This is a genomic window from Pantoea sp. Fr+CA_20 (assembly GCF_024520835.1).
GTDB classification, from domain to species: domain Bacteria; phylum Pseudomonadota; class Gammaproteobacteria; order Enterobacterales; family Enterobacteriaceae; genus Pantoea; species Pantoea allii.
Genome location: NZ_JALNPN010000034.1, coordinates 1 through 26411 on the forward strand (window position 1 = coordinate 1; position 26411 = coordinate 26411).

Annotated in this window: 22 protein-coding genes and 2 pseudogenes; 18 read left to right on the forward strand and 6 right to left on the reverse strand. The window is 48.5% G+C overall.

The annotated features are described in order from the left end of the window. Positions 1-571: 571 nt before the first annotated feature. The 8 genes and pseudogenes from NR177_RS23085 (at position 572) to NR177_RS23115 (ending at position 8728) form a co-directional block, all read left to right on the forward strand. On the forward strand, positions 572-1810 hold the full coding sequence (locus NR177_RS23085; RefSeq protein WP_256853773.1) for a PTS sugar transporter subunit IIC: 1239 nt from the start codon (positions 572-574) through the stop codon (positions 1808-1810). Between the two features lie 55 nt (positions 1811-1865). Beyond that, positions 1866-4481 (forward strand): family 78 glycoside hydrolase catalytic domain, encoded by a 2616-nt coding sequence (locus NR177_RS23090; protein WP_256853759.1) that lies wholly within the window; start codon positions 1866-1868, stop codon positions 4479-4481. Positions 4482-4619: 138 nt separating this feature from the next. Then, positions 4620-4820: pseudogene (locus NR177_RS24080) on the forward strand (AraC family ligand binding domain-containing protein); the annotation flags it as partial. A 408-nt stretch (positions 4821-5228) separates the two neighbouring features. After that, positions 5229-5462: pseudogene (locus tag NR177_RS24085) on the forward strand (helix-turn-helix domain-containing protein); the annotation flags it as partial. 188 nt (positions 5463-5650) lie between these two features. After that, positions 5651-6934, forward strand: a complete 1284-nt coding sequence (locus NR177_RS23100; RefSeq protein ID WP_256853761.1) for a carbohydrate porin — start codon at positions 5651-5653, stop codon at positions 6932-6934. Positions 6935-6969: 35 nt separating this feature from the next. Then, on the forward strand, positions 6970-7932 hold the full coding sequence (locus tag NR177_RS23105; protein ID WP_145393399.1) for an alpha/beta hydrolase: 963 nt from the start codon (positions 6970-6972) through the stop codon (positions 7930-7932). 132 nt (positions 7933-8064) lie between these two features. Next, positions 8065-8370: a PTS sugar transporter subunit IIB gene (locus NR177_RS23110; protein ID WP_063879248.1), complete on the forward strand. Its 306-nt coding sequence runs from the start codon at positions 8065-8067 to the stop codon at positions 8368-8370. A gap of 40 nt (positions 8371-8410) precedes the next feature. Then, complete coding sequence (locus NR177_RS23115; RefSeq protein WP_109716178.1) at positions 8411-8728, forward strand: PTS lactose/cellobiose transporter subunit IIA; 318 nt, start codon at positions 8411-8413, stop codon at positions 8726-8728. A 177-nt stretch (positions 8729-8905) separates the two neighbouring features. Here the strand turns inward: NR177_RS23115 and fhuA are convergent, their stop codons facing one another. Together fhuA and NR177_RS23125 are read right to left on the reverse strand one after the other, a co-directional pair. Continuing rightward, positions 8906-11080, reverse strand: a complete 2175-nt coding sequence (fhuA, locus tag NR177_RS23120) for a ferrichrome porin FhuA (RefSeq protein ID WP_256853762.1) — start codon at positions 11078-11080, stop codon at positions 8906-8908. A gap of 634 nt (positions 11081-11714) precedes the next feature. Continuing rightward, positions 11715-12554, reverse strand: coding sequence for a helix-turn-helix domain-containing protein (locus tag NR177_RS23125; protein ID WP_063879250.1), 840 nt, complete (start codon positions 12552-12554; stop codon positions 11715-11717). Positions 12555-12768: 214 nt separating this feature from the next. Between NR177_RS23125 and NR177_RS23130 the strand changes: the two genes are divergently transcribed. The 8 genes from NR177_RS23130 to NR177_RS23165 all read left to right on the forward strand — a co-directional run bounded on the left by NR177_RS23130 (position 12769) and on the right by NR177_RS23165 (position 21320). Next, complete coding sequence (locus NR177_RS23130) at positions 12769-13149, forward strand: hypothetical protein (RefSeq protein WP_096012442.1); 381 nt, start codon at positions 12769-12771, stop codon at positions 13147-13149. Positions 13150-13518: 369 nt separating this feature from the next. After that, a complete protein-coding gene (locus tag NR177_RS23135) occupies positions 13519-15483 on the forward strand; it encodes a methyl-accepting chemotaxis protein (protein WP_096012443.1) in 1965 nt (654 codons plus the stop codon). 391 nt (positions 15484-15874) lie between these two features. Next, positions 15875-16405 (forward strand): glyoxalase superfamily protein, encoded by a 531-nt coding sequence (locus NR177_RS23140; protein ID WP_096012444.1) that lies wholly within the window; start codon positions 15875-15877, stop codon positions 16403-16405. A 176-nt stretch (positions 16406-16581) separates the two neighbouring features. Further along, positions 16582-16971, forward strand: a complete 390-nt coding sequence (locus NR177_RS23145; RefSeq protein WP_256853763.1) for a hypothetical protein — start codon at positions 16582-16584, stop codon at positions 16969-16971. Positions 16972-17075: 104 nt separating this feature from the next. Then, a complete protein-coding gene (locus NR177_RS23150; protein WP_256853764.1) occupies positions 17076-17570 on the forward strand; it encodes a glutathione peroxidase in 495 nt (164 codons plus the stop codon). A 411-nt stretch (positions 17571-17981) separates the two neighbouring features. Beyond that, on the forward strand, positions 17982-19004 hold the full coding sequence (locus NR177_RS23155; protein WP_256853765.1) for a LacI family DNA-binding transcriptional regulator: 1023 nt from the start codon (positions 17982-17984) through the stop codon (positions 19002-19004). A 212-nt stretch (positions 19005-19216) separates the two neighbouring features. Then, positions 19217-20140, forward strand: coding sequence for a TIM barrel protein (locus NR177_RS23160; protein ID WP_256853766.1), 924 nt, complete (start codon positions 19217-19219; stop codon positions 20138-20140). Positions 20141-20150: 10 nt separating this feature from the next. Then, positions 20151-21320 carry a Gfo/Idh/MocA family protein gene (locus NR177_RS23165; protein WP_256853767.1) on the forward strand — a complete coding sequence of 390 codons (1170 nt, stop codon included), beginning with the start codon at positions 20151-20153 and terminating at the stop codon, positions 21318-21320. 286 nt (positions 21321-21606) lie between these two features. Here NR177_RS23165 and NR177_RS23170 read toward each other — a convergent pair whose 3' ends face one another. The 3 genes from NR177_RS23170 to NR177_RS23180 all read right to left on the reverse strand — a co-directional run bounded on the left by NR177_RS23170 (position 21607) and on the right by NR177_RS23180 (position 24416). Further along, a complete protein-coding gene (locus NR177_RS23170; RefSeq protein WP_256853768.1) occupies positions 21607-21921 on the reverse strand; it encodes a helix-turn-helix transcriptional regulator in 315 nt (104 codons plus the stop codon). Positions 21922-21935: 14 nt separating this feature from the next. Continuing rightward, positions 21936-23054 carry an alkene reductase gene (locus NR177_RS23175; RefSeq protein WP_256853769.1) on the reverse strand — a complete coding sequence of 373 codons (1119 nt, stop codon included), beginning with the start codon at positions 23052-23054 and terminating at the stop codon, positions 21936-21938. Between the two features lie 465 nt (positions 23055-23519). Beyond that, positions 23520-24416, reverse strand: a complete 897-nt coding sequence (locus NR177_RS23180) for a DMT family transporter (protein WP_256853770.1) — start codon at positions 24414-24416, stop codon at positions 23520-23522. 54 nt (positions 24417-24470) lie between these two features. Here NR177_RS23180 and NR177_RS23185 point away from each other — a divergent pair, with 54 nt between their 5' ends. Both NR177_RS23185 and NR177_RS23190 read left to right on the forward strand, forming a co-directional pair. Continuing rightward, a complete protein-coding gene (locus NR177_RS23185; protein WP_256853771.1) occupies positions 24471-25085 on the forward strand; it encodes a TetR/AcrR family transcriptional regulator in 615 nt (204 codons plus the stop codon). A gap of 170 nt (positions 25086-25255) precedes the next feature. Continuing rightward, positions 25256-25774, forward strand: coding sequence for a GNAT family N-acetyltransferase (locus NR177_RS23190; RefSeq protein WP_256853772.1), 519 nt, complete (start codon positions 25256-25258; stop codon positions 25772-25774). Positions 25775-25836: 62 nt separating this feature from the next. On the opposite strand, the gene NR177_RS23195 is transcribed toward NR177_RS23190, so the two are convergent. Continuing rightward, complete coding sequence (locus NR177_RS23195; protein ID WP_063879264.1) at positions 25837-26160, reverse strand: hypothetical protein; 324 nt, start codon at positions 26158-26160, stop codon at positions 25837-25839. Positions 26161-26411: the final 251 nt, after the last annotated feature.

Genomic DNA, 26411 nt, shown 5'->3' on the forward strand with positions numbered 1-26411 from the left:
TAATCCGAGTTCTTCGTTTCATGGCAACGTCCCCCTTGATTAAGGATAGCGTTGCATCGACCCATTGAACTCACAGCACAAAGCAGACATTGTGTTCACATCCCCATTAGGACTCAAATTTGTCTTTCGCTGGCACCGTATCGGGCCTGTAAATCCCTGACCCAATCCCGCAGTCGTGCCAGCGTCAGCTCTTTTTTGCCAGCACATCCTGCAGTATCGCCTTGCCGGGGCACCAGACTCTTTAGCCGCAGATATTCCTCTTCCCGCTGCCGCATATAGTTGAGTTCAGAAGGGGAAACTCCGCTGTATTTCTCAGGCCATGCTTAAAATGTGGCCAGAAATTCAAGTCATAAATATAGTATTGTGATTTGTGTCACTAAATATTCCGTTTCGCAAAAAAGGTCATTCTAAATGACAACAGCCGACATGCCTCGCAATTTAATATGCCATTACTATGATGGCCGGACAGTTTAATCTCATTTAAGTTTTTGAACGCACTTAAAAATAGACACTGATGGAATATCACATGCCAATAAATACAGCTGCCATGCAAGAAAAACTATTAAGTTTAATGCAAAGCGTTGGTCAAAATATCTACCTGAAATCAGTGATGAGCGGCATGATGCTCGTGTTACCAGCAACCATCATGAGTTCCGTCGCCACGCTTCTTAAGGTATTCCCTTTCCAGCCTTACCAGGATTTTCTTGTTCGCTACGAACTAGTAAGGTTTTTTGATATACCTATCAATTTCACCAACAACTTTCTGGCAGTCATTGTTTCATTTTCGGTGGCTTACACGCTGGCTAAAAACCTCAATGTTGATAGCTTCATGGCCGGTCTGCTTTCAATGATTTCATTCTTTATACTTACACCCTATAACCCTGGAGAGATCGGTCCACTGGGGCAATCATATTTAATTCCAAGCCAATGGTTAGGTGCCATGGGGTTGTTTACGGGGATTTTGGTTGCCATTGTATCAACCCGTATTTTTACAGGTATCACCCGAAAGGGATTAATTATTAAAATGCCAGAGAATGTCCCGGACTTTATATCAAAATCCTTTTCATCGCTCATTCCTGGTATTGTAATCCTGACAACATTTACTGTTATATCTGCGGTTATAACGATTAATGGTTATGGTAGCATCCATCAAATCATCTATAAACTCATCCAGTCGCCACTCACATCTCTTGGATCAGGCATTGGATCTATTATTTTTGTTGCAGTGCTTGCTCAGTTACTCTGGTTCTTTGGTCTTCACGGTCACGCCATAACACTAGGCATTGTAGCGCCTATATGGTTTGCTATGGATGCACAGCAGCTGGCTGCGTATGCTGCAGGCATTGAATTACCTAATATCACCGGGTTTGCATTCTTTATGACCTATGGTGTTGCGGGTGATTTATTACCATTAGCGATTATGTTGGCTTTTTTTGCAAAGAGTAGTCGATATAAAACTTTAGGTAAAATAGCCCTTCCTCCCGCGGTATTCACAATTGGTGAACCCATGGCCTACGGTGTACCTTTGGTCATGAACTTTGCTTTAGCTATTCCCTACATCCTTATCAACGGGATTATGTTGGGCATCGCATATTATCTAACTGTAACTGGAATATTGCCGAGGGTCGCTGGCGTCAGCACGCCTGCGGGGATGCCTATCATAATCTCAGGATTCATGCAGGGTAGCTGGAAAATAGCGGCATTCCAGTTTATTGGGTTGTTTGTAAGATTTTCAGCCTGGTACTTCTTCTTCAAGATAGCTGATGCGTTAGCCTGTAAAGAAGAAACGGATGAAATCTGTGCGAGATAGATAATCAAAATCTGGAAGTTGACCATGAGAAATACACTACGCCACGGTGGGTTAAATGTTGCAAATTAATTATCAGACCAGTCGAATTGTTGTCGACAGACTCCCTGTTGCATGTCACTGGAGCGTTAAGCATATACAAACATCGTACCATGTAACAATTTTAAAAGACGATTCCGTGGTGCATGAACTTACTGGGGTTGGCGATAGCACAGATCTCCTTTTAACTGGTTTTGAGTTGAGTGAATACGGCACATATACTGTGAAGATTAATTCATGTAACAGTGCTGGTAGTATGGTTTCACTGAGTAATTCATTCATTACGGGTAATCTGGGTAACTTCCACGGCAACTGGATAGCAAAACCTTTTCAGAACAACAAAGATAAACCAGAAGATAGCAGTACGCGAAACACGGTTCTCAGGAAATGTTTCCCTATCCAAAATGCAATCGACAGGGCTGTAATAAACATTGCTGGCCTTGGATTCTATAATCTATATATAAATGGGGGTAAAGTATCAAGGAATGAACTTAATACCGACTGGACTAATTACTCGAAAACCGTCTATTACGATACCTATGAGATAAAAGATTACTTAAAAACGGGTAGCAATACTTTAATCATTGAACTGGGAAATGGATGGTATGCTCCCTCCGAAATGAAACTATTCGGGAAGTATAATCTTCGCGACATGTTATGTTCAGGGGTGACTCAGGCAATCGCTGATATTTTTATACAGGGTGAGGGACTGTCAGTACGTCTATCGACGGATGAGACATGGGAATGCACTGAAGGCGCATATTTTACCAACAATATCTACCTGGGCGAAACCTTAGACTCCCGATTGTTCAGTGGTCGCAATACCACAGAACTGGTATCACCCAGATGGAATAACGTCCTCCTGGCGAAAGGGCCACAGGGGCAGATGGTGTCCAGTTATATCCCCAAGATAGAAAAAATTAAGTGTCTGGACTTTAAAGAAATCCATGTTCTGAATGAATCAGAATTCATCGTAGATTTTGGGGAAACCCTTTCAGGGCTTATTGACCTTTCGGTGAGCGCCTCCGAAGGACAAGTTATCACTCTGACATATGCTGAGTGTCTCGACGATGATTACATGTTGAATACCGGGTCAACGCTGGCGGGCTTCATTGGAAAAGAGGTAGCGCCCGGCATTATTATAAATGGTGGAGAGTCATCCCCCGGTCGTGCAGAGCAAATCGACCAGCTCATTTGTCGAAGTGGCATCAATTATCTGGTTAATAAGTATACCTATCATTCTTTTCGCTATGTGAAAGTGAGTGGAATGAACCTGGATCAGTTACTCTGCATTATGGCGCACAAAACATACAGCAAACTCGAAAGCGCCGGCGATTTTCTTTGCTCAGACTTGTATTTAAACCGGCTGTATGAGATTGCGCGTAATACCAAACTAAACAATATTCACTCCTTGTTCAGTGATTGCGCGCGGGAGCGGTTCGCGTATGGTGGGGACATCGTTGCTCTGGCAAAATCTCAGGTTTATCAGTTTAATTCTGCAAAGATGTACGAAAAAACCCTTTCAGACTTTATCAACGACACGCGGAAAAATGGTGGTTTTCCCGAAACGGCACCGTTTGTGGGAATTAAAACAAACGGAACCGGGGAAACAGCCGGCCCTTTGGGATGGCAGCTTGTTGTTCCCTTTTTGCTTAACATTCATTACCAGCACTATGGAACGCTGGATCTCGCACGTGCGTTTTTTCCATTCCTGGAGCGTCAGCTTGAACACCTTAACAGTGTCGGGTATGAAGGGCTTCTCGACTGCTGCCTCGGGGATTGGGGGAGTCGAGATTCTGGTGCCGTTGACTATAAGTCAGGTTCTCCCGCTCGCAATTTCACGACCGCATGTATCTATTATCTGCATGTAAAGTTACTCCATAAATTCAGCACTATTCTTAAACTGAACGGTAAGTCTGAATTTTATGCGAAACAAACACTTGAAATCAGGGATCGTATTATTGCTGATTTTCGAAATGCTGATGACAGCTTTGCAGATAAAAGTCAGACAAGCTATGTTTTTGCACTCTATATGGAATTAAGTGATAACCCCAAAAAATTAGCCAGTGATCTGGCTAATGCTATCCGCGATAATAATTACCTGGTAACCTGCGGGATTTTTGGTCAAAGCTTCCTGTATGAAGTTCTCCGCCATTATGATGAAAATGAAGTAATCATGAAATGGCTTCACGCCTGTGGGGGATTCAAAAGTATGCTTCATGATGAGGATACTACCCTGAAAGAATTTTTTGGTGATAACAAGAATGGCTCATGCAATCATGCGATGTTCAGTTCTTATACTAGCTGGATGACTCAAGGGCCAGGAGGCATTATCATTGAGGATAATGCAAGAGGTAGTGATTCTGTAAGAATACAACCTGCATTTTTGGATTCATTACAGTTCGTTGACTGTACACATCACACTGTCAGAGGATACATTTCTTGCAAATGGCAACGTCTTACAAAAGGTATTGAAATAGTGATCAATATTCCATTTAATTTAAAAAAATGCGTACTGGTTATCTCAGAAGAGTATAATGTCACGGGTAACATCCATGAACCTCAGCATTCCGATGGTATTAATCAATATTTTGATATACGAAATGCTGGTGAGGTCAGCGTGTTACTGACCTGAACGCTTCATTAATTAAAAGCTCCATGTAGGTGTTTTATGCTCAATCATGAAATACATGACAGTCTGTTAGCATATACAGAGAGAGAACTTGAGATTTTACGTACTAACTATCAGCTGAGTCATAAGTTTAAGAACCGCATGGAGCGTAGGTTTTTTAAAGATAACTATATTTATATTGAAAAACAGACTCGTTTCACAAAAGTTTCCTTGCATTCACATGATTTTATAGAACTCATCTATATCTATCAAGGAAGTATGCGTCAAAATGTCAATGGCCTGCCCATGACATTACAGGAAGGGGAAATTATGCTCCTCAACCAGTTTGCTAAACACGAAATTGATTCTGCCGGCCATAACGACATCATCATCAACTTCATCATCAAAACGGAGTTTTTTGGCAAATTAATGTCGTTGTTTGATGAAGATAACCTGATATCGGATTTCATTCTCGCGTCAATAAATGGTAAGCGTCGTTATGGGGAACATATTCATTTCAAAGTGGGTGAAATAGATTCTATCCAGAACATTATGCATATCATCATTACTGAGATTTATAGCGCAAATAAACTTAGAGAGGTGCGCGTTAATTTTTTAGTGGGTTTGTTGCTGACTGAATTACTTGCAAATATTGAGTGTAGTGACTATCACATTAATGGAACTTACAATAATTCGATATCAACATCTGTCCTCAGATATATTGATGAAAATTATAAAGTTGCGACACTTAACGACATTTCTCGAAGGTTAAATCAGCCGAATTATAAGGTAAGCAAATTACTCAAAGACTTCACCGGAAAGAACTTTAGTGAACTCCTTATTGAAAAAAGGTTGGATATCCTAACGCATTTACTAAAAAACACAAATTATTCAATAATTGACGCAATCAACATGTCCGGTTATGAAAATGCCACTCACTGCTATAAAATATTCAAGAATAAATACGGCATGAGTATCAAGGAATATCGCAATAGTTTTAACTAACGCTCTTTTCCTGTTCGGAAAAGTCAGGCATTTTTGTCTGGCTTTTTTTAAATTTAATATTAAATGCAAAATTCGACATACAAAAACACAAGCCTGGTTATAACTCTACATTGGCGGTCAAATATAATGGTTGTGATTTCTTTTCTTATTAAAAAAATTACCCTACCATTACCAGTGGAGCTATAATAATGTGTTTAAATAAAATAACGCTTTATTTATTGCTGTTTTGTAGTTGTATAAATGAAAGCTATTCTGCAAATATTTCTGAGGATGGCTCGTTTCAATTAAATGGCTATGGAATGGTTGCCGGCGATTTTCAGAGCGAATACAACAGACCCAAAAACATGACACTTCATGCAGATCCCACTGGCCCGAATCAGGACCCGCGAGGAAAAATGGGGGATCTCGGTAACAGCTTTTGGCACGATTATTATACGTCTCTTGCCGTTACCAAGAAATGGACAGGGATCGGCGCGCCTGAACAGTGGGCTGATTACACTTATCAGGTTGTAGGGTACGGAGATAAAGCTCTTGAAACTGCACAAAACTATGGGAGATTTGGTGGACTGAATTTCCTGCCAGAGGAGTCGAATATCTGGGCGGGCCGCCGCTATCTGGACGAGCGGATCAATGTGTTTGCCTATAATACTAAAGAAGTTCACATTGATTCAGGAATAGGTTATAGCAGTAAAAATTTTGATTTTGCTGTAGGGACCGCTCAGATTGACTGGTCAAGCTCTGGCGCGCCGATGGCCGCAGAAGGTTCACGCCGGATTTTCGACCTCACTTATCGGCTCGGATTAACAGAGTGGGGCATTACTTATGTCAAAGAACTGGATAACCCACTTGGTACCGGTGTACAGCAGGCCACAAGTTTCTCAGCTAAATACACTATGCCAAACTACCTGGGCCTGATTAAAGGTCAATCCTCACTACAAATTCAGTATGGTAAAGGCGTTATAGCGCAATACCTGAATACCAGCCGAATAAGTGTACTCAGTGAGAAAGGGGATTCATCTGTCAGATTTACTGTCGATGGAAGCATTTCACAATTTGAAGATTTTACCGTAAATCCCGCTTTTATATATGAATATACCAAACGTGATAAGTCTGCAGACCGAACCACGGTTATACCCGACCTGGCTTATTCTGGTGGCGATATGATTTATGGCTACGAAAATGAAACGGGGATTTTTGGTGGCGTAACGGTAAAACAAAACCTTCATCATCAGAACATTTCAATGCTCTATGAATTTATTGTAAACAATACCAGAAACAAGAATGGGGTCGCCGGTGCTAATGGCAATGCCTACAAAATTTCAGTAGGTCCGGCTCTACAACTGGACGTGCTCCCTTATATCGCACCACTTGCCAGTCTGACATTGACCTACGCCGGGGGAGATCGTGAAGTGACCCTGTTGCCGAAAGCATCTGAATGGCGAGTGGGCTATCGCATGGAAGTCTGGTTCTGACGGTGTCTGTCTTTAACGCTATTCAGGAGTGAAAAATGTATAGAAAATCAATTGTCGCATTGACCGCATTCTTTACCTTATCTGTTTCCGCAGCCGGTCAGGTAGCAGAAAGTAAAAATATCAAATTAACGCCAAATGCACTGGCTGTTGAAATGATCCCTGATATTACTTACTCATTTACACAGAATACCATGGGCAGGCCCCTGCAACTGTCAATGGACGTTCTTAAGCCTTATTCCCCAAAACCGCTTCCTGCAGTGGTATTTATCACCGGTGGGGGATTTATTGATGCACCAAAATCAAAGTTCATTGGCCAACGTGTCGATATTTCACGGGCGGGTTATGTGGTGGCCAGCATAAACTACCGGGTAGTCCCGACAATGGTCTTTCCAGGCCTGCTTGAAGATGCTAAAACGGCCGTCAGGTTCTTACGCACCAATGCTGACAAACTGGGTATTGACCCTTCCCGGATAGCCGTGATGGGTGAGTCAGCCGGCGGCTATCTGGCTGCAATGGTCGCCACCACTAACGGTATCAAGACGTTCGATACGACCGAATATTCCGGGCAAAGCAGCGATGTGCAGGCAGCGATTGATCTGTATGGCTTATCTGATCTCACCACGGTCGGGAAAGATTTTTCTGATGAAATTATAGAGGCGCACAAGTCTCCCGCTATTCCGGAAGCAATGCTGGTCAACGGCATTCCGTGGCAGGGCGGAGGGTCTATTCTTTCTAACCCAGGCAAGGCTAAAGCGGCAAATCCCATAACCTATATCTCCGACAAAACCCCGCCATTTTTACTGATGCACGGCGATGCCGACAATGTGGTGTCGCCAGGCCAGACAGGTATTTTGCATGAGGCGCTTATTGCACATGGACGTGATTCAACGCGTTATATCGTCGCGGGGGCCGACCATGCTGGTTTGATGTGGTATCAGCCTGAGATAACCAAGATCATCATTAATTTTTTGGATACCCATTTGAAGGACAAAAAATAACTACGGGTAATGCCGGATCATTCCCGTGATAAAAACGAATTGCAGGTCAGTTGCACTATTGAATTGAACATATTCTGGGGATTATTTCACTGGTTCAGTGAAAATCTCGATTGTAAAAAATAGGGAGTTAACTTGAAACGTATCTTTTTATGTTGTGCTGCCGGTATGTCTACCAGCATGGTGATGAAAAAAATGAAACAGGCTGCAGAAAAGAACAACATCGAAGTCGATATCGTTGCGGTTTCGATGGAAGATTTTGATCGGACTCTGGCTCTGTATGACTGTTGTCTTCTGGGACCACAGATCAAGTATAAATTTGAGGAGTTTCAGGCTAAAGCCATATCAGCGGGAAAAAAAATAGCGGTAATCAATAGCATGGATTACGGCATGATGCGCGGAGAGAAAATCCTCAATGATGCACTGGCTCTTTTTGAATAACGAACGGTAATCATCAGCAATAACAGAATTGAGGTAGCAAATGGATATGGAATCAACGGTAATGGAACTCATCATCAATGCAGGTGAGTCCCGTAGCTGTGCCATGCAGGCCCTTAGCGCTGCAAAAAAGGGTGACTGGCATGAGGTCGAAGCGCAAATGAATGAATCTTTTGCCGCATCTAAGCGGGCTCACGACGTACAAACAATGCTTATTGGTATGGACGAGGGATGCGGCAAAGTTCAGGTAAATCTGGTCCTGGTTCATGCACAGGATCATATTATGAATTCGATGTTAGTCCGGGAAATGGTCCAGGAATTCATTGATATTTATCGCCAGCTTCCAGTGCGTTCCGCATAGCCTCACGCTTTTGCTGACAGATCTCATCTATTGCGTCCATATAACATGGACGCTTATTGATTAACGTCCGCTTCTGCACAAAACAGACTGAGCCAGGAAAACTGTCCGCCATGAGCGACAAGCGGACAATATTAACCCTGTGTGATGGCGGAAAAAATGTACTCCAGGACGTGCGCTCTAGAACCTGAGCGTAGCGGTTGCGGTAATCTGTCGCTCCGCGCCGTAAAAACACGCTGTTGTGGCGTAGCATCCTGCGACGTAATTCTTATCAAAGAGATTGTTAACGTTCAGCCCTATGGTTGAACCCGGCATACTGAATCTGCCCAAATCATACTGTATGACGGCATTCCAGATCGTGTAGGGCTTCACTTTAAAGGAGTTTGCGTTATCACCTTCCGTAGACCCGATATACCGACTGCCTAATCCTACCGTCAATCCGCTAAGAGACGTTTCATGGAAAGTATAGTTTCCCCATAATGCCGCCATATTTTTTGGAATTTCAGCAGGACGATTACCTTGATACAACGTATCTTTGGTATATTCTGCATCCGTGTAGGAATAGCTGCCGATAATATCGACATTTTCTGTCAGCGCTGCTTTTGTCTCAAGCTCAATACCTCGGGAGCGTTGCTCGCCATTTTGTATTGAATATAAAATATGCTCAGGATCTGAACTCAGATTTTTATCTTTTGTTAACTGAAATACCGACAAGGTTGCGGAAATCAATTGATTGTCAGGAATATATTTTATCCCGGCTTCATATTGTTTGGCGCGAGATGCCTGGAACATTTTACCTGTATAGTCTGATCCCGCGGTTGGCAGGAAGGATTCACTGTAGCTAATGTAGGGTGAAATACCGTTATCAAACAGGTAGTTCAGGCCTCCACGCCATGTAAATTCATTATCATCCTGTCCGGCGGAGGTATTGTTAGTAAGACGATTGACGCTGTCTACTTCAGACCAGTCATAACGCCCACCCAGTGTGAATACCCAGTGATTCCATTCCGCCTGATCCTGCAAGTACAGGCCCGTCTGTTGCAGATGATCGACCTGATCCCGGTAACCGAAATACTGCACCGCCGTATTACCATATACAGGATTGACCAGATTCAGACTGGACGCTATACCCAGCGCCTGCCATACATCATTACGCGTGCGCCGGTAATCCACGCCCATAAGCAACGTGTGGTCTACCTCATAGGTGGAAAACGTATGTTGCGCCTGAGTATCAACAGCGAAGGTCGACAAATGCTCTTTAGCCTTAAGCGCACCTCGGGTCAGTTGCGACGGATCAAAGGGGGAAATCTGGCTTCCAAAGATTGTTCGGTAATCCATATCTACCGTTCCGTAGCGCAGGTTCTGTCGTATTGTCCAACTGTCATTGATTTGATGGTCGAAGGCATAGCCGACTAACTTCTGTTTACGGGAAATTTTATTATAGCCCGGTTCACCATCGTTAAAACTGGTGGGTAATTTTCCACCCGCGCCACTGGTTACCGTTCCTTCTTTAGGCAGGTAGCCAAACCATCCTGTATCGGGTTCATCGAGAAAACTGCTTAAAAAAGTAAACTGGGTTTTGTCGCTGGGACGCCATGTGAAGGACGGCGCGATAGAATAACGCTTGGCTTTTTCACCCGTCTGTTGCTGATCCTGATCGCTGGCCACGCCTGTCAGTCGGTAAGTTAACTTATTGTCGTCATCAACCGCGCCGCCAAAATCAAAACCGGTCTGGAAAAGATTATGGTTGCCTGCTTTAAACTGCACTTCGCGAAGGGTTTCCGGTGTCGGACGCTTGCTGACCAATGCAATAATGCCGCTGGGGTCACTCAGGCCATACAGGACAGAGGCAGGACCACGCAGCAATTCAGCGCGTTCCAGCATATAAGGATCGACCTGGAATGAAGTGAAACTGTCACTCTGCAGTTTGAGTCCATCAAGATAAATATTATCGCCGACCTGGCTGAACCCCCGGATATTAACTGAATTAAACCCGCTTACTGAACCGCGACTGTCAACCATCACATCGGCTGAATAACGAAAAGCATCTTTCAGTGTCTGTGGGCCGAGCAAATCCATTTCTTCACGCGTGACAACGGTAATTGACTGGGGGGTTTTACGGAGTGGCGTATCTGTTTTAGTGGCTGTCGCACTTCGTTTTGCCACCACGGAACCTACTGGTCCCCAGGCATTTTCTGCAGCGTTACTCTGCCCATCGCTTGTTACCGTAAGTGTATCCTGCTTAGGTGAAGCCCCGTCGCTGTCTGCTGACAGGGCGGGAAATGACAGTGAACTCATTAATGCGCTAATGATGACCGCACAGTAACGTGGAACAAGGACTCTTCGTACTTTCATGTCTGTATGCACTCGTAGGGTTTGAATAAAATACATTTGACTGAAACGAATAAGCGCCAGGCCCGCGCGCGCCACTTTCTAAAAAAGAAGTCTGCTTTCCATGACGGTAAACCGGCCCCGAACAGCGGCATCTGCGCCTTCTGTGACCCTGTTGTCAGGCAACGCCACTCAGGCTGCGCATCGGTGGGAACGCAGCCGTTATCGCTGTTCAGCACGCGGATTCATAACGTTTCAGTCGTAAAACATCCAACACAAATAAAAATCATTCTCATTTAATAGCGAGAATGATTTTTTCGATAGCGAAACCCAGACATAAAATTTTTCATTTCAGCCAAAAGTGACGAGTTTTTCTTTTCAGCGGGGGGGAATCCAGACTTAACGTCAGAAATGATGTGGTTGATGTCGCCTTCACCGGCAATATCGCTACAACGAAATCAGAGAAACACCTGAATGTTTCTTGGCGTCAACGACGGTTAAAGGCCGGCTTTTTTCCGCCAGGGCGTCATGCCACTGGGTATGAATGAAGTGTGATAAACAACAACCCCCAGGCGGAACAATCCGTCAAGAAAAGGGGGGGAACGTCTGTTGTCTGGGCGAACTGAACGAGCAAGGGATGACGGATCAGGCTGTGCGTTTAATCCAGATAAATTTTGCCAGGCATAACACCTGCTGCAAATTTCTCTGTTCTTTCAAAAAGGTAGCGTGCTGGCGGCTTGCCGACTGCTTTTCGGAACATGGTGATAAATCCGCTGGCGTTCTCATAGCCAAGTTCCAGCGCCACGGTCTGAACGCTTTCACCGCGGGTTAGGCGCTGAAGTGAAAGAATGACATGTAGCTGCCGACGCCAACGGCCATAACTCATGCCGACTTCCTGCAGCATCAGCCGGCTCATGCTTCTTTCACTCATACCAATGCGATGAGCCCATTCGCTTAAAGAGGATTTGTTAATGGGATCGGCCAGCATCATTTCAGCAAGCTGACGCAGCCTTCGATCACGTGGCATTGGCAGATGCAGGTCTTCTACAGGCGCTATAGATAATTCATCAAGTAGGGTTGCTATCAAACGGCTTTCAGGCCCCTCTGTCGCATAGAGCCTCGGTAAACTCGCTGCTTTAAGCAATAATTCACGCATGAGTGGGTTTACTGAGAGTGTGCAGCAGGTTTTCGGCAGCCCAGGCATCGCTTCGGGTTCAATAAACAGGCAATAGCATTCTGTATTTCCAGAACCACGTGCAGAATGTGGCATGTTGCCCGGTATCCACACGGCACATTGCGGTGGAACAATCCACATCCCCTCGTCTACCTCACAATTGAGCACGCCCCGGACGGAATAGAGTAATTGCGACTTACGATGTTGGTGTGTTTTATTTTCCCAGCCGCGTGAAACCATGGATGCGCTCATGGCAAAAACGGCGCGCGGAATGCTGTCAATATCAGGCATAACAACAGAATTTAGCGACGGTCCCAGGGACATACATTCAGCCTTAAGGTTGAGCGAAGCGTTTTTGGCGGATTTAAACAACATTATGACCAACATTCGCAATGCAGTCTAAGGGGTATTTAGATAATTTTATTAAATAAGAGTTTTGGTTTCTTTCTGTGCTGCGCGCCACGTCACTGACGTGGCTGTTTATCGGCGCGACATCAGCTCTGAAAAATTTAATTAACTGATTGACAGGATTATTGCTATGCGAATTGATGATGCTCATTTTCCTATTGTATGGATAAACATGAATGCTTCGGGCAAGGACCCGGTTGCGTCTCCGTTTAGTGAGTTCGAAGCGTTACTGGCGCGTAAGACACCCTTCGTATTGCTTAACGATGAAGGTTTTACTGAAAGCAAACATGAACATTCCGCCGATGAGATGAAGCTCACAACACGCTGGATGAAAGCTCACAAAAATGAATTAAGAACCTTTGTTAAAGCCTCCATAATGATTGAGCCAAACATTGTCAAAAGGACGGCAGCCAGACCTTTCGCCGTGATATATGAAAAGTTTTGGGGCTATCCTTTATTGATGGTCCCCTCAAAAGAAGAGGCTTTAGCAACCGCAAAAACATTACTTTAAGCGAGATAAATCCGGTTAAAACGCGCACCGCTCACAACCAACAGTCGCAATTAAAAGATGAAATGGCGGCTGCCTTTCCGAGCCTCCTCTCAATCCCTGCATGTAAAGCCTGTCAGAGCATTTCTTAAGCCGCTGTCTGCTTCTGACTGTCAGCAGACATCCTTCCCAATGCCCCCGTTTACACCTATCGAAAATAATAATCACAGCAATCGCTGAAGCTATGGCCGCATGAGTCGATAACGCTTGCTCGGCTCATTTTTAGTGCCGAGGAGGGCTCACGAATACCGATCGCGAACGGATCGGCATGTAGCCCTCTTTTTTTACAACACCAGTACGTGCATTCCTTTTAATAACAACGGAAATAACACTATGTCTGTCATCAAGACAATGACCAGAAGCTTAACCGGTTCCCGTTTTGCAGGGGCCGCTCAGCCCGCCGACGGGATTTTCAACTGTGAAAGCTTACCAACATCGCTCTCTGCAGCAGGCCTCAGCAATCGTGCTGCGGGTATTTTGCTGACGTTTGTGCCGCCAGAGGCAGATTTTCAGAAGGTCAGTCAGGTATGGCAACGTTTTACATCGGCGGATCTGACCGTCATTACGCTCTCTTCGAACGGCGCACTCAGCGCCAGCGGTAAGCAGACCACTTACTGCAAAGGTGAAGGGCAGGAAGGCAGTTGGCTTTGGCTACCGCGCAATCTGATTGCGGAGCATGAAACGCACATCGTCGATCTGCATCTTCATGACACCCACACGGCAAGCGATCGCATCAGCGCCATTCAACATGAACTGGCTGCGCTGAAGCTGCGCATGCCGCTCTCTGCTGACCGCACCTTTGCCATGATTTACTGTGACGGTCTGTCAGCATCGGAAGGATTTTTGATGCAGGCCTGGTATAACACCGGCCGTTTTCCGTGCCTGGCGATTGGTGGCTCCGCAGGCGGACGCGCAACCTTTGACGGCACATGGATTGGCGTGGGTGGTCGGGTGCTGCAGGGCAAAGCCGTTATCGTTTTCTGCCAGATGGCAGCGGGTAAATCTTTTTCGCCCTTCAAGAGTCAGAACTTTGAGCCGCTGAATAAAAGCTGGCTCATTGCGGAAGCCGATCCCGTTAAGCGTACTTTGACCTCGGTGTTCAACCCGCAGGGGCAGCAGCAGCCTTTCACCCAGGCACTGGCCGAACATCTCGGCTGCAACGAACAGCAGCTAACCGAGAAGCTGAAAGGGCTGACATTTGCCGTTAAGGTGGGCGAGGTGTTTTTTATTCGCTCAGTGGCGAAGATGGACAGCCAGAGTGTGCAGTTTTTCTGCGATCTGGAGTTTGGCGATCGGCTTTATTTAATGCGCGAGACCGATTTTAAACAGGCCACGCAGCGTGACTGGCAGGCGTTTACCCAGCGTCACGGCAAACCGGCGGCTGTTCTGATGAACGACTGCATACTGCGTCGCGCAGGCAATGCCGATAAGCTGCACGATGCGCATTTCTTTAAAGGGATTCCTGCCGCAGGCTTCTCCAGCTTTGGTGAGATTCTTGGCGTGCCGATCAACCAGACGCTCTCTGCGCTGGTGTTCTTTAATCACAGCGTCAATGCCATGGCGCAATTTCCAGTGGAATATGCGAGCTATGCCGCGCATTACGCTCAGCGCGCGTTGCGTCGCTGGGAGGCGCTCAACCGAGTGCAGTCGGGCGTGCTGGCCCGCGTGGTGAACTATCAGCAGGAGTTAGCGCCCATCGTGCAGGCGCTGCCGGTGCTTGAGGCGGCAACCCAGAGCCAGGGCGAAGCACTGACGATGGCCGAAAGCAGCATCCGCGCCATCAGCGATATCGCCAAAGAGAGCCAGCAGGCGCAGAGTCGCCTGGGCGAGGGGCTGGACGATCTGGAAGCGATTTCCAATGGCATCAACGTTATTACGCATGGCATCAGCAATATCGCTTTCCAGACCAATATTCTGGCGCTCAATGCGGCGGTGGAAGCCGCACGGGCGGGCGAAGCGGGCAGGGGATTTGCCGTGGTTGCCGGAGAAGTGCGTCGTCTGGCGCAGTCCTCCAAAGAGCAGGCGGAAGCCACGGCAAGCAATATCAACGATGCAGTGAGTACGATTTCACGCATTCGCGACGTTGCGACAAACACTGTACAAACCGCCACGGATATGGCTGACCGGAGCATTCACGCTGCCGATGCGATTGCGGTGATGAGTGATCGCACCCGGCATGAACGGGCAGGTATGGCAAAGCAGCTGGATAGTCTGCGCACCTTAACTGCGGGCATGGATGCCATGCAGGAAGCGGTGGCCGAGCTGAAAGTCCTGCAAACCCTGTCCACCTCTCGTTAAGGCAGCGCTGGCGCAGCGGTTATAAACGCGCTGCGCCAGCCAGTCTTTATCGTTTGCCTGGCCTGGCCATGTGATCGCTTCAACTGCTCGTTGACGCAGCGCGGCTGTCTGCAAACGCGGGCAGTGCGCCGGTTTCTTATTGATGGCAACCCTCGCGCGGCTAAGGCAAACCGTTAATGGCACGCCAGATGCTGCACACTTTACAGAAGGACCCGAACTTGCGTCTTACGCCGTTGCGCTATACTGTCACCCAAGGCCAATGCTGCCTGCCGCTCGCGTCCGCAAGGATAAGGTGAAAGCATGGTGTTTCCTGATATCAAATAGCTAACAACTCTTGAGAGTCGGGGCAGGGTAATGCGAGCGCCATCGAGCCTTGACGACAGGAGAATCCATGTTATCTATCGAACAAGCCAAACAAATGGCGACAAAACTCAAATCTTCTCTGGCGCAGCGTGACCTCACGCTTTCTCACTCAGCCGCCCTGGAAACAGTGGCACATCAGTTGGGTTTCAGAGACTGGAATACGGCATCCGCCACATTGCCCGCGCAAATCCCGCCTTCGGCCGTTTCTTTCAGTAAAACCATCCCGATATTAAGAATTTTTGATGAGCGCAAGGCGCGAGAATTCTATCTGGATTTTCTGTCTTTCAGTGCCGAATTCGAACACCGTTTCGAACCCGGTTTGCCCTTGTATATGGGGATAGTCAGAAACGGCTTACAGTTGCACCTCTCTGAGCATCATGGCGATGCCAGCCCTGGCGCAACGGTATTTATTCCTGTGCAGAATATTCAGGTATTCCGGGATGAGCTGCATGAGAAAAAGTACGGCTACGGTCGCCCGGACATTGTTGAGCAGGACTGGGGGCGCGTGATGGAAGTGCATGATCCCTTTGGCAACCGGCTCCGTTTCTGTCAGGGCTGATCGGCATGGTCAGCCTGGTCATAGCGGCTAAGCGGGCCATGTCTGCGTCATCGCTTCATTGAACCGGCGCGTGATGTCGGTGGCTTTGGGCGAATGGCGTACATTCGCCCGCAGCGGCAACCAGCGCGTTTGGTGAATTTGTACTCTTGAATGGCTGGAAAAAGAAGGAGCGTGATATGCAGTCAGTCCACCTCATGGGTGACGGATATGAACCCTATGTCGAACAGAAAGGGGATACGTTGATCTACTCCCTCCCTGTCGATTCCGGTTTTATCACCTATGAATTTGCCTTTGAGATTAGCCAGGACGATCTTGATGTCCTGCTGTCCGATGATTACCGACGCGCCGTTCTCGAAATTACGGCACATACGCTGCTTCAGCGTTCGACGTTAAAGGGCTATGACCGCTTTACCCCGCACGATTTCGATGACCTTATTGCGAACACGCTTCACTCAACGCCAGAATGCCTGCAGACATTCATTGCGCAAGTCAGTCATGAACATCACATCGGTATAGAACTTTATGCGAAAAACATCATGGAACGACGTTCTGCGGCAAAGTCATGAGTGCTGAACAGATGTAAGCCTGCTGGCCCTGCGCCACACTATCTGGCCCAGTGCGATGCGTAGCAATGCCGCCACAGACCGGGTTTTACTTTGAGGATGACGCGATGACCCCTTTTTATCAACTTCATGCCATCAGCCTGCGTGGCGAACGCATTTCTATGAGTGATTACGCAGGCAAGCTGGTGCTGGTGGTTAATACCGCCAGCCACTGTGGCTTCACGCCACAATACGCCGGCCTGGAAGCGCTCTACCGGAAGTACGCCGACCAGGGACTGATGATACTGGGTTTTCCCTGCAACCAGTTTGGTAAGCAGGAACCCGGCGGTGCCGATGACATCGCCCAGACTTGTCACATCAATTATGGTGTGAGCTTCCCGATGTTTGAGAAAGTGGAGGTCAACGGCGCCGCAACGCATCCGGTGTTTCGTTACCTGAAAGCTGAATTGCCCGGTGTGCTGGGCGGGCGGATCAAATGGAACTTCACTAAGTTTCTGATTGGACGCGACGGCAAACCGCTCAAGCGTTTTGCACCGATCGCTACCCCGGAAAAAATGGAAGCCACCATCCTGACCGCTCTTGAAAGCCACGTGTTGCGCTAGCCCATCCTGAAAGCGTTTGCGCTAACCGGGTTATCTCCGTGTGAAGGTTTATTCAGCACGGAGCTTGCGCCCTGCTGGGTACACGCCGCGGCGTCAGCAACCCCGTTATCTGCGACAGAACAACGGCAAGCATTGACCTGATGCACATCTCCGCTTTGTGCCAGAAGTGAACTGACAGCAAGGTACAGATTGCAGGTCTCTGGGGCATCGTGCTGAACAAGGCCCGGCAGCCTTTTATGGATTGATGAGAGGCGACGTGATGAAGATGAAAAGCTCAGGGTTTCGGGCGCAGGTTTTTGAGAGAGCAATCTCATAAAAAACCTGATGAGACAGCAGAATGCGATCAAGTATTTTGCCGCTGCACGGTTTCTGTGTTTAAAATGATAGAAATCTATCATTCCAGGCGGCGCAATGAAAAAAATATCTATGTCAGCTGTGGCCAGAGCGGCGGGTGTCGGCGTCGCTACGGTTGATCGTGTGTTAAACAACAGAGCCTCGGTCAGGCAGGAAACCCGGGATCGGGTTCTGCGTGCTGCTGATGCGCTCGGCTACCGGGAAGACCTCCGCAAGGTGATGACCCATGAAGCCACGGCGGTCAAAAGTGCTGTGCGCACCGGCTTCATTCTTCTTCCCAATGATTATTCTTTTTATCAGGTGCTTTCGGACGAAATCAGTCGCTGTGCACAGGGAAAACTGACAACGGAACCCGTGTTTCTGTGGGCGGATATTCATGATATTGAGAAAGTAGTATCCTCTCTTGAGTCACTGGCAAAACGCGTTGATATTATTGGCGTTGTTGCGCTCGATCATCCTCTTATACGGCATACCATTAAGCAGCTTTCCGCTTCAGGCGTGCAAATTTTCACGTTGTTTTCCGATCTGTCTCCCTGCGGCCAGGCTGGCTATATAGGGCTGGATAACCTTAAAGCAGGGCGCACGGCGGGATGGTTTACCGAACGCATGGCTGAAAAAGACAGTGTGATTGGCGTTCTGCTTGGTGACCACCGTTTTAACTGTCAGGAAAGCTGTGAAATAAGCTTCCGTTCGTATCTGCGTGAAAACAGAAAAGATGTCGTGGTTCTGGAGCCTTTACAGACGCTCGAAAGTATCAATGGGGGCTATTCAGCTGCCTCTCAGCTGCTAAAAAATAATCCCATGATTACGATGATCTATGCGCCATGCGGTGGCATTGAGGGCGTAATTAAGGCCATCGTCGAGAGTAAGCGGCAGGATATAAAAATACTCTGTCATGGCCCGTTTATCGGTGATGAGATGGCGCTCATCGAAGCCCATGTCGAAATCATGCTACGTCACCGTATCGATGCAGTGGCTGAAAAGATCGTCTCACTTTTTATCAGCAGGCATCAGGAAACCGATCGCAATCCTGTCTACGTGACACTGCCTTTCGATCTCATCACCCCGGAAAATATCTAAATCCCCTGGCCATCAGGCAAAGGCTTGTGCTGTCTGGATTTGAGTTAAAACTATCAAAATAATGATATAAAAAAATCATGATCGCTATCAAATAACTCACTCCGAATGATTGCCGGTAATAAAAAACCGGCGCAATACTGCGCGCAGTGAGTCAGGCGCTTGCCGTCTGGCCTGTCTGTGTTCATCAGTGTTGCCGCATCAGGAGAAAAATCATGACCATGTCCATCGCAACTGCGCCCTGTAGCTGGGGCGTGGACGATCCGAAGAATCCCTTTCTTCCCCCCTGGCAGAATGTCCTCAAAGAGGCCCGGCTTGCGGGTTACAAAAGCCTGGAACTGGGGCCGTGGGGATATTTGCCAGTCCAGCCAGATGCGCTGAAATCGGCGCTTGACGGGTTTCAGCTGACCGTCGTGGCGGGCACCCTTTTCGACGATTTGGTGAGTGAAGAGAACTTCCCGGCAATGATCGCGCTGACTCACAAAATCTGTCACAACCTGAGTGCCCTTTACCAAAAAGGCGAGCCTGTCGCTCAGGATAAACCTGCACCTTATCTTGTGATTATTGACTTCGGTGATCCTGAACGTGCCGCCACCGCCGGCCAGTCAGAAAAAGCCCCACGGCTTAAGGATAGTGACTGGCAGAGAATGATCAGACACATCACTGTTTTGAGTGAGATTGCCTGGAAAGAATATGGTGTCAGGCCGGTCATTCATCCCCATGCGGGTGGTTGCATTGAGTTTGCCGATGAGCTGGAAAAGCTGGTCCAGGATATTCCCCATACTGTAGCCGGGTTGTGCCTGGATACCGGCCATCTGTATTACGCGGGCATGGACCCGGTTGCTGCGCTGGATCGTTACTGGGACCGCATTGATTATCTTCACTTCAAGGACGTCAACGAGGTTGTCTGGCGTCGTGCCATCAACGAAGGCCTGGATTTTTTCACCGCCTGTGCGCAGGGCGTTATGTGCCCACTTGGCCGCGGCGCCATCGGCTATCCACAAGTCCACGCCTTTCTGCGCCAGCGGCATTATCAGGGCTGGATAACCATTGAACAGGAAAGGGACCCGCGTGATGCGGATACCAGCCTGCGTGACGTCACGGCAAGTCTGCAGTATCTGCATTCAGTCGGTTTCTGAGGAGAAAATCATGATTAACGGTATTAAACCGCTCGAAAAATCACTGCGGTGGGGCATGGTAGGCGGTGGCGGAACCAGCCAAATCGGTTACATTCACCGCTCATCGGCGCTACGCGATAACACCTTCACTTTGGTTGCCGGGGCCTTTGATATTGATGCTGCACGGGGACGCGCGTTTGGTGAAGCACTGGGCCTTAGCCCGGACCGGTGCTATGCCGACTATCAAACCCTGTTTGCATCAGAAGCAAAACGCGATGATGGTATTCAGGCCGTCTCGATCGCCACACCGAACAACACCCACTTTGCCGTCTGCTGCGCAGCCCTTGAGGCCGGTCTGCATGTGATCTGTGAGAAGCCGCTGTGTTTTACGGTCGAAGAGGCGGAGCATCTGTCGACACTGAGCCGGGAGAAAAAGAAGATCGTCGGCGTGACTTATGGTTATACCGGTCATCAGCTTATCCATCAGGCCAGGGAAATGATTGCGGAGGGATTACTGGGTGACATCCGCATTATCAACATGCAGTTTGCACACGGTTTTCACAACGAATCGGTTGAACAGAATAACGCCAGTACCAGTTGGCGCGTTAACCCACGCTTTGTCGGGCCCAGTTACGTTTTGGGTGACCTGGCGACCCATCCATTATGTATCGCTGAAACCATGGCACCTGCCATGAAAATCAGGCGGCTGCTTTGCTCGCGCCAGAGTTTTGTGAAAAGCCGTGCTCCTCTTGAAGACAACGCGTTTGTTCTGATGGAATACGAGAATGGTGCGGTAGGAAGTCTGTGGGCCTCGGCCGTTAACTGCGGCTCAATGCATGGACAGAAAGTCCGAATCGTCGGTTCCAGAGCCAGTATTGAGTGGTGGGATGAGCAGCCGAACCAGCTCCGCTTCGAAATTCAGGGTGAGCCGGTACGCATTCTGGAGAGAGGCATGGACTATCTTCATCCAGTTGCCCGTGAAGATGACCGCATAGGCGGGGGACATCCGGAAGGACTTTTCGAAGCATGGTCGAATCTCTACAGACGTTTTGCGCTGGCGATGGATGCTACCGATCGCGGTGACGATGCCTTCCTGGACAATTTCTGGTATCCCGATGTGCATGCGGGCCAGGCGGGCGTCAGATGGGTGGAAAACTGTGTACGTTCAGCCGACGCCGGTTCGGTGTGGGTAGAGTGCTGAAATCTCTACTATAAAAAGTCTGGACTCACCCTGTTTAACAGGGCTGAAAAAGCCGTAGATTGGGTGAGTTTATTGACTTTCGCGGCCTGAAAACCGACCTCAGGCGAGGTCGCAAGGACTACACGTCAGGGCGACCTGGTAAAATGAGCATGGCTCGCATGTTGCGCATGCTGGACAGTGATCAGGCTACTGTCTGTCTGGTGCCAGAAGCAGACAGTAGCCTTTGCTGGTGATTTTGATAGCTGATGCCCGGCTTTAAAAGAGGCCATCCTCTCGGAGGAACGGCCTACAGCTGCTGGAGAGATCTGATGATTGCCTCATTCATCTCGTACACCGCCTGTTCGCGCCGGCGATAGTAGGTCCATTTTCCCACCTTACTGGCCTCAAGCAGACCGGCATCATGCAGCGCTTTCAGACACAAGGATGTCGCGGGCTGTGAGAGGCCCGCCTTGTCCTGAATGAGACTGGCACAGACACCGTACTGATCGAAGGGATAGAGCTGAGCATAGTCAGCAAAGGCTTCGTCAGGGTTTTTAAGCCATTTGAGCACCGCAACCCGCGTTGGATTGGCCAGTAATTTAATGGCATTTTCGGGTGTCATGCCGTCTTCGAACCTCAAGCAGGATAAAAAGGATAGTCAGTATAGCCTTTCTCGCTTCCACCATACAGCGAGCCAGCATCCACCTCGTTCAGCGGATAGCCCATTTTAAAACGTGTCGGTAAATCCGGGTTAGCGATAAACGTACGTCCGAAACCAAACAGGTCGCCCCATCCCTTTTCCAGCATGCGTTCGGCTTTTTCCTTGGTGTAACGACCGGAATACATAATGGGTGAACGGAAGGTTTCGCGCAGCGCAATACGAAAACGTTCGGGCAGTTCCGGGCTGTTGTCCCAGTCCGCTTCGGCGATAGACAGATAGCCTGTTTCGAGCGCGTTCAGCATCTCGGCAGCACGAAGGTAAGTGGCATGGGGATCGCTTTCAACCAGCCCCAGATAAACGCGCTCTTCCTCTGTGCTTGAGAACAGCGGCGCGAAACGTACCCCGACTCGGTGACTGCCAAACACTGAACTCACCGCCTCGATGATTTCGCGCAGGAAGCGCAGGCGGTTGTCCAGCGAACCACCATATTCATCGGTGCGGAAGTTGGTGTGTTCAGAAATAAACTGATTGATCAGATAACCGTTGGCCGCATGCAGTTCGACACCGTCGAAACCGGCTTTTTTGGCATTCTCCGCCGCCGTACGGTACATCGCCACAATCTCTTTCACTTCAGAGGTCGTCAACGCGCGCGGCAGGCTGGGGTCCGTCAGCACACCGGCACCAGGCCCGGTTTCGATAAATACCCGTACGCCGCTGGCGGCAACAGCTGAAGGGGCAACAGGCGGCTGTTTCCCGGGCTGCAGTTCATTGTGCGAGACACGTCCCACGTGCCAGAGCTGGCAAAAGAGGGTTCCGCCCTCGGCATGAACGGCATCGGTGACGTTTCGCCATCCGGCGATTTGTGCTTCGCTGTGGATGCCCGGCGTCCAGGCATAACCCTGTCCGCGAGGCTCAATTTGTGTCCCTTCGGTCACAATAAAACCGGCACTGGCGCGCTGGCGATAGTAGTCCACCATCATCGTGCCGGGGACGTTGCCCGGCTGCTCGCTGCGGCAACGGGTCAGGGGAGGGAGCGCAATGCGGTTACGTAATGTGAGATCACCCAGCGTCAGGGGCGCGAAAAGAGACGTCATAACAACTATCCTGTGAGAAGAAACAAAGGTGGGCATTATATTTATACATTTAAATTTGTAAATGTGTAATTTGTGCGGTTGTACCGCATGGCCCATGACGTCGCTGTCGACACGTTTTACCTCGACCACTATGCCTTTGCGCAAGGCGGGGAGGTTTCCATCAAAACGCATCTGCTTACGCCGACAGTTTCATCTGTTTCATGGTGGCAGCCTGTGTCGGCAACTGAATACGAGCTGACGTCCAGGTGAAAGCGTTGCAGGGAGGAAAAGGGATGCATAAGGCAGGCATTCATAATCACTGAACGCCCATCCTCTGTATGCCGCCGGAAAACAGCAGATATCCGCTGTTGGCTTATAGCAGGCATCATTGTTCAGCCTGCACGCAGCGCGTTCTGGGCCAGTCGCGGAGGTTGTCAATGCTGTGATGTGTTCAGCATCGGGTTTGCTTTTGAGCGGTGCAAGCCCTCAGTTATTCCGGGCTGATTTTCTTTTCAGGTAATACTCCGCTGCCAGATAACCCGTTACCGCAACAAAGGTGATTCCCCCACCCAGGAGTGTATTGTTGGTTGGTAATTCATTGAAGAATATCCAGACCCACAAAGGCCCCAGGAGGATATCTGTTTGTGCAATCAGGCTGGCCTCAGCGGGGTTAACATATCGGCTTCCTGCCATGAACAGCAGATAGCTCATACTTTGTGTCGCCAGCGCAAAAGCGAACAACCATAAGATGTCATGCAAACCGGGAAGGGGAAGGTCTTGTGGCATCATCGCAAAACAGAAGACACCACAGAGGGCACATGCGAGAGCCGTAACAGCCGGCAGGTTCATTTCTGGCCACTTTCCTGACATCACTATGCTGGCGGCAAACCCGGCGGTCATCACCAGAGCCAGTGTGTTACCCGCCATATCGCCTTTCCCTGAGGCAGAGGCCGCCATAACAATCACCCCTGTGAGGCTCACTGCTGCGGAAATAAGCGCACGTTTTGTAATTTCCTTCTTCTGTATCAGCCAGCCCAGCCCCATCGCAAAAAAGGGAATTGTTGCATAAACGGTCATCACGCCTGCGACGCTGGTGAGTTTCAGCGCTGCGACATAGCAAAACATGGAAATCGCCATAACAGTGGCGGTTATCAGGCCTTTTAAGCCCACATCATGACGGAATGAAAAGCGGCGCAGATAGCCGCTCCCCATGAGCAGAAGAACCAGCGACAGAAAAGCAAACAGCGAGCGCCATGCAACCATCGCCCACGTGTTCATATCGAGCATCCTCACGAAGAAGCCTGCGGAGCTCCACATGATGGCCGAAAGAAACACCATAATCAGTCCCAACGCGTGTCTGCTGGCGGTCTTTATCGGTGGCATCGTTTATCCTTATCCCTTATAGTCTGACAAAATAAGTAGAGCGGTCTAATTATTATGGCAAAGAATGATACGCGCAAACGTCTTTTGAGTGCCGGTATACGGGTTTTCATGAGAGAAGGGTACGAAGGGGGAGGGATAACAACGATTCTGAGTGAGGCAGGTATGCCTAAAGGATCGTTTTATAATCTCTTTCCGAGTAAGGAAGAGTTTGCCTGCGCCGCACTTGACGCTTATATCGAGACGTTTGACGCACTCCGGGCAGAGACGTTACTGAACCGCTCCCTGCATCCCCGCCTGCGTCTCATCAGCTGGCTAAACGGGCACAGCGTGTATATTGAGCGTGAACCTGAAGTCGCGGGCTGTCTGGCAGGGATTATTGGACAGACGGGGGCCGTACACAGTGAAAAGATTCGGCAAAAGCTGCGGGCAATTTTTGCCTGTTGGGAACGCGATCTGATTACCGTGTTTAATGATGCTCAGACGCTTTCGCCAGGGATGACGCCGGAAAGCGCGGCAAAGCTGGTTATTCACAGTTACGAAGGGATTATGATACGTATTCGCATAGAGGGGAGTACTTGTCCTTATGATTTTTTGACACAAGTGCTACCAGGCATTCTTTTTTCAGAGCCCGACGCCGGTGCCGACCTCACAGCCGACCCTCCACGCTAAAAGGGCCGTAATCTGCTGTTAATATCATCACCGCAACGGGTTCATCGCGGATACAGTTCTGTGCAGATGTTCGCCTGGGTGCCAGAAGCGGACGCTGCTTACATCGTGCTATGGTGATTTAGGTTGAAAAGTTCAGCAAAAGTAATGCCTTCAGGTAAAAGGAGTGTCAGATGAATTTAGAAACTGCGCGTTTAAGGCTTGAACCCTATGATGACTCACACTACGAAGGCTTAAGGGTAATGGAAAGCGATGCCGGCGTGATGCGGTATATCAGCAACGGTATTGTTAAAACACCAGAAGAGACGTGGGAAAATATCAGGCGAGTTCAGGCCCGATGGCAGAAATATGGATTTTCGTGGTGGGCTATCAAAGAGAAGGCTTCCGGTGCCATTGTTGGAGCAGCATGCCTCCAGTACCTGGCAAACGTTGAAGGTGCACCCTTAGAGATTGGCTGGCGGCTTGTCCCGGAACACAATGGCAAAGGCTATGCAACAGAAGCGGCTAAAGCGATTATTGATTTCGCAGCAGAGCAGATGGGCGCAACATATTTAGTGGCTGTTGCCGACCCTGAAAATGCGCCCTCTCAGCGAGTGATGCAGCGATTAGGCATGACGTACAAAGCAACAGAACAGCATTATGATGTGCCCTGCGTCGTTTATGAACTTAGCATTCAGCGCGATCCGTCGTAATGGGGATGTGAACATCATGTCCGCTTTGTGCCAGAAGCGGACATGATTAGCAATTTAATCGTTCAAGCCCGTCCGCCTGATTTAACAGCCTTGACACTGACGCTGACATTCAGTCTTTTCGCTTCCATAGTTATCATTTTTTGAGCAAGAGCCATGTCCCCACCATGCACCCGGTCTATCAATGTTTGTACGATTGTCATCATTAGAAATAGCTGATTGGCAGGATAAAAATCTGCCATATTTATACCGTGATCTGATAGTTGCTGGTGCGCGGCTTTCTCTGTTTTTTCAACTATGTTAGCCACTTCCTCAGTCATTTTATCTATATGGTTGAAGACAACACGATTGATAATGTCAATTTGTTCAGGAGTGAAGGTCTTTTCCATCCGGACTCACCTTTCAATGCTGTAAGTATCCTAGAGGATATCATATCTTGACCAGACGCGACTGAATGACCGGATGCGTGATTTTGCCTTGTCTTTACTGGTCAGGGTTAACGGCCTTTTTCGCAAAGATTAGTAAGGGATAATTATTTAAGTTCAGCACTATGTCCGATTTTCGCTGTGAGTTCAATGGGTCGATGCAACGCTATCCTTAATCAAGGGGGACGTTGCCATGAAACGAAGAACTCGGATTA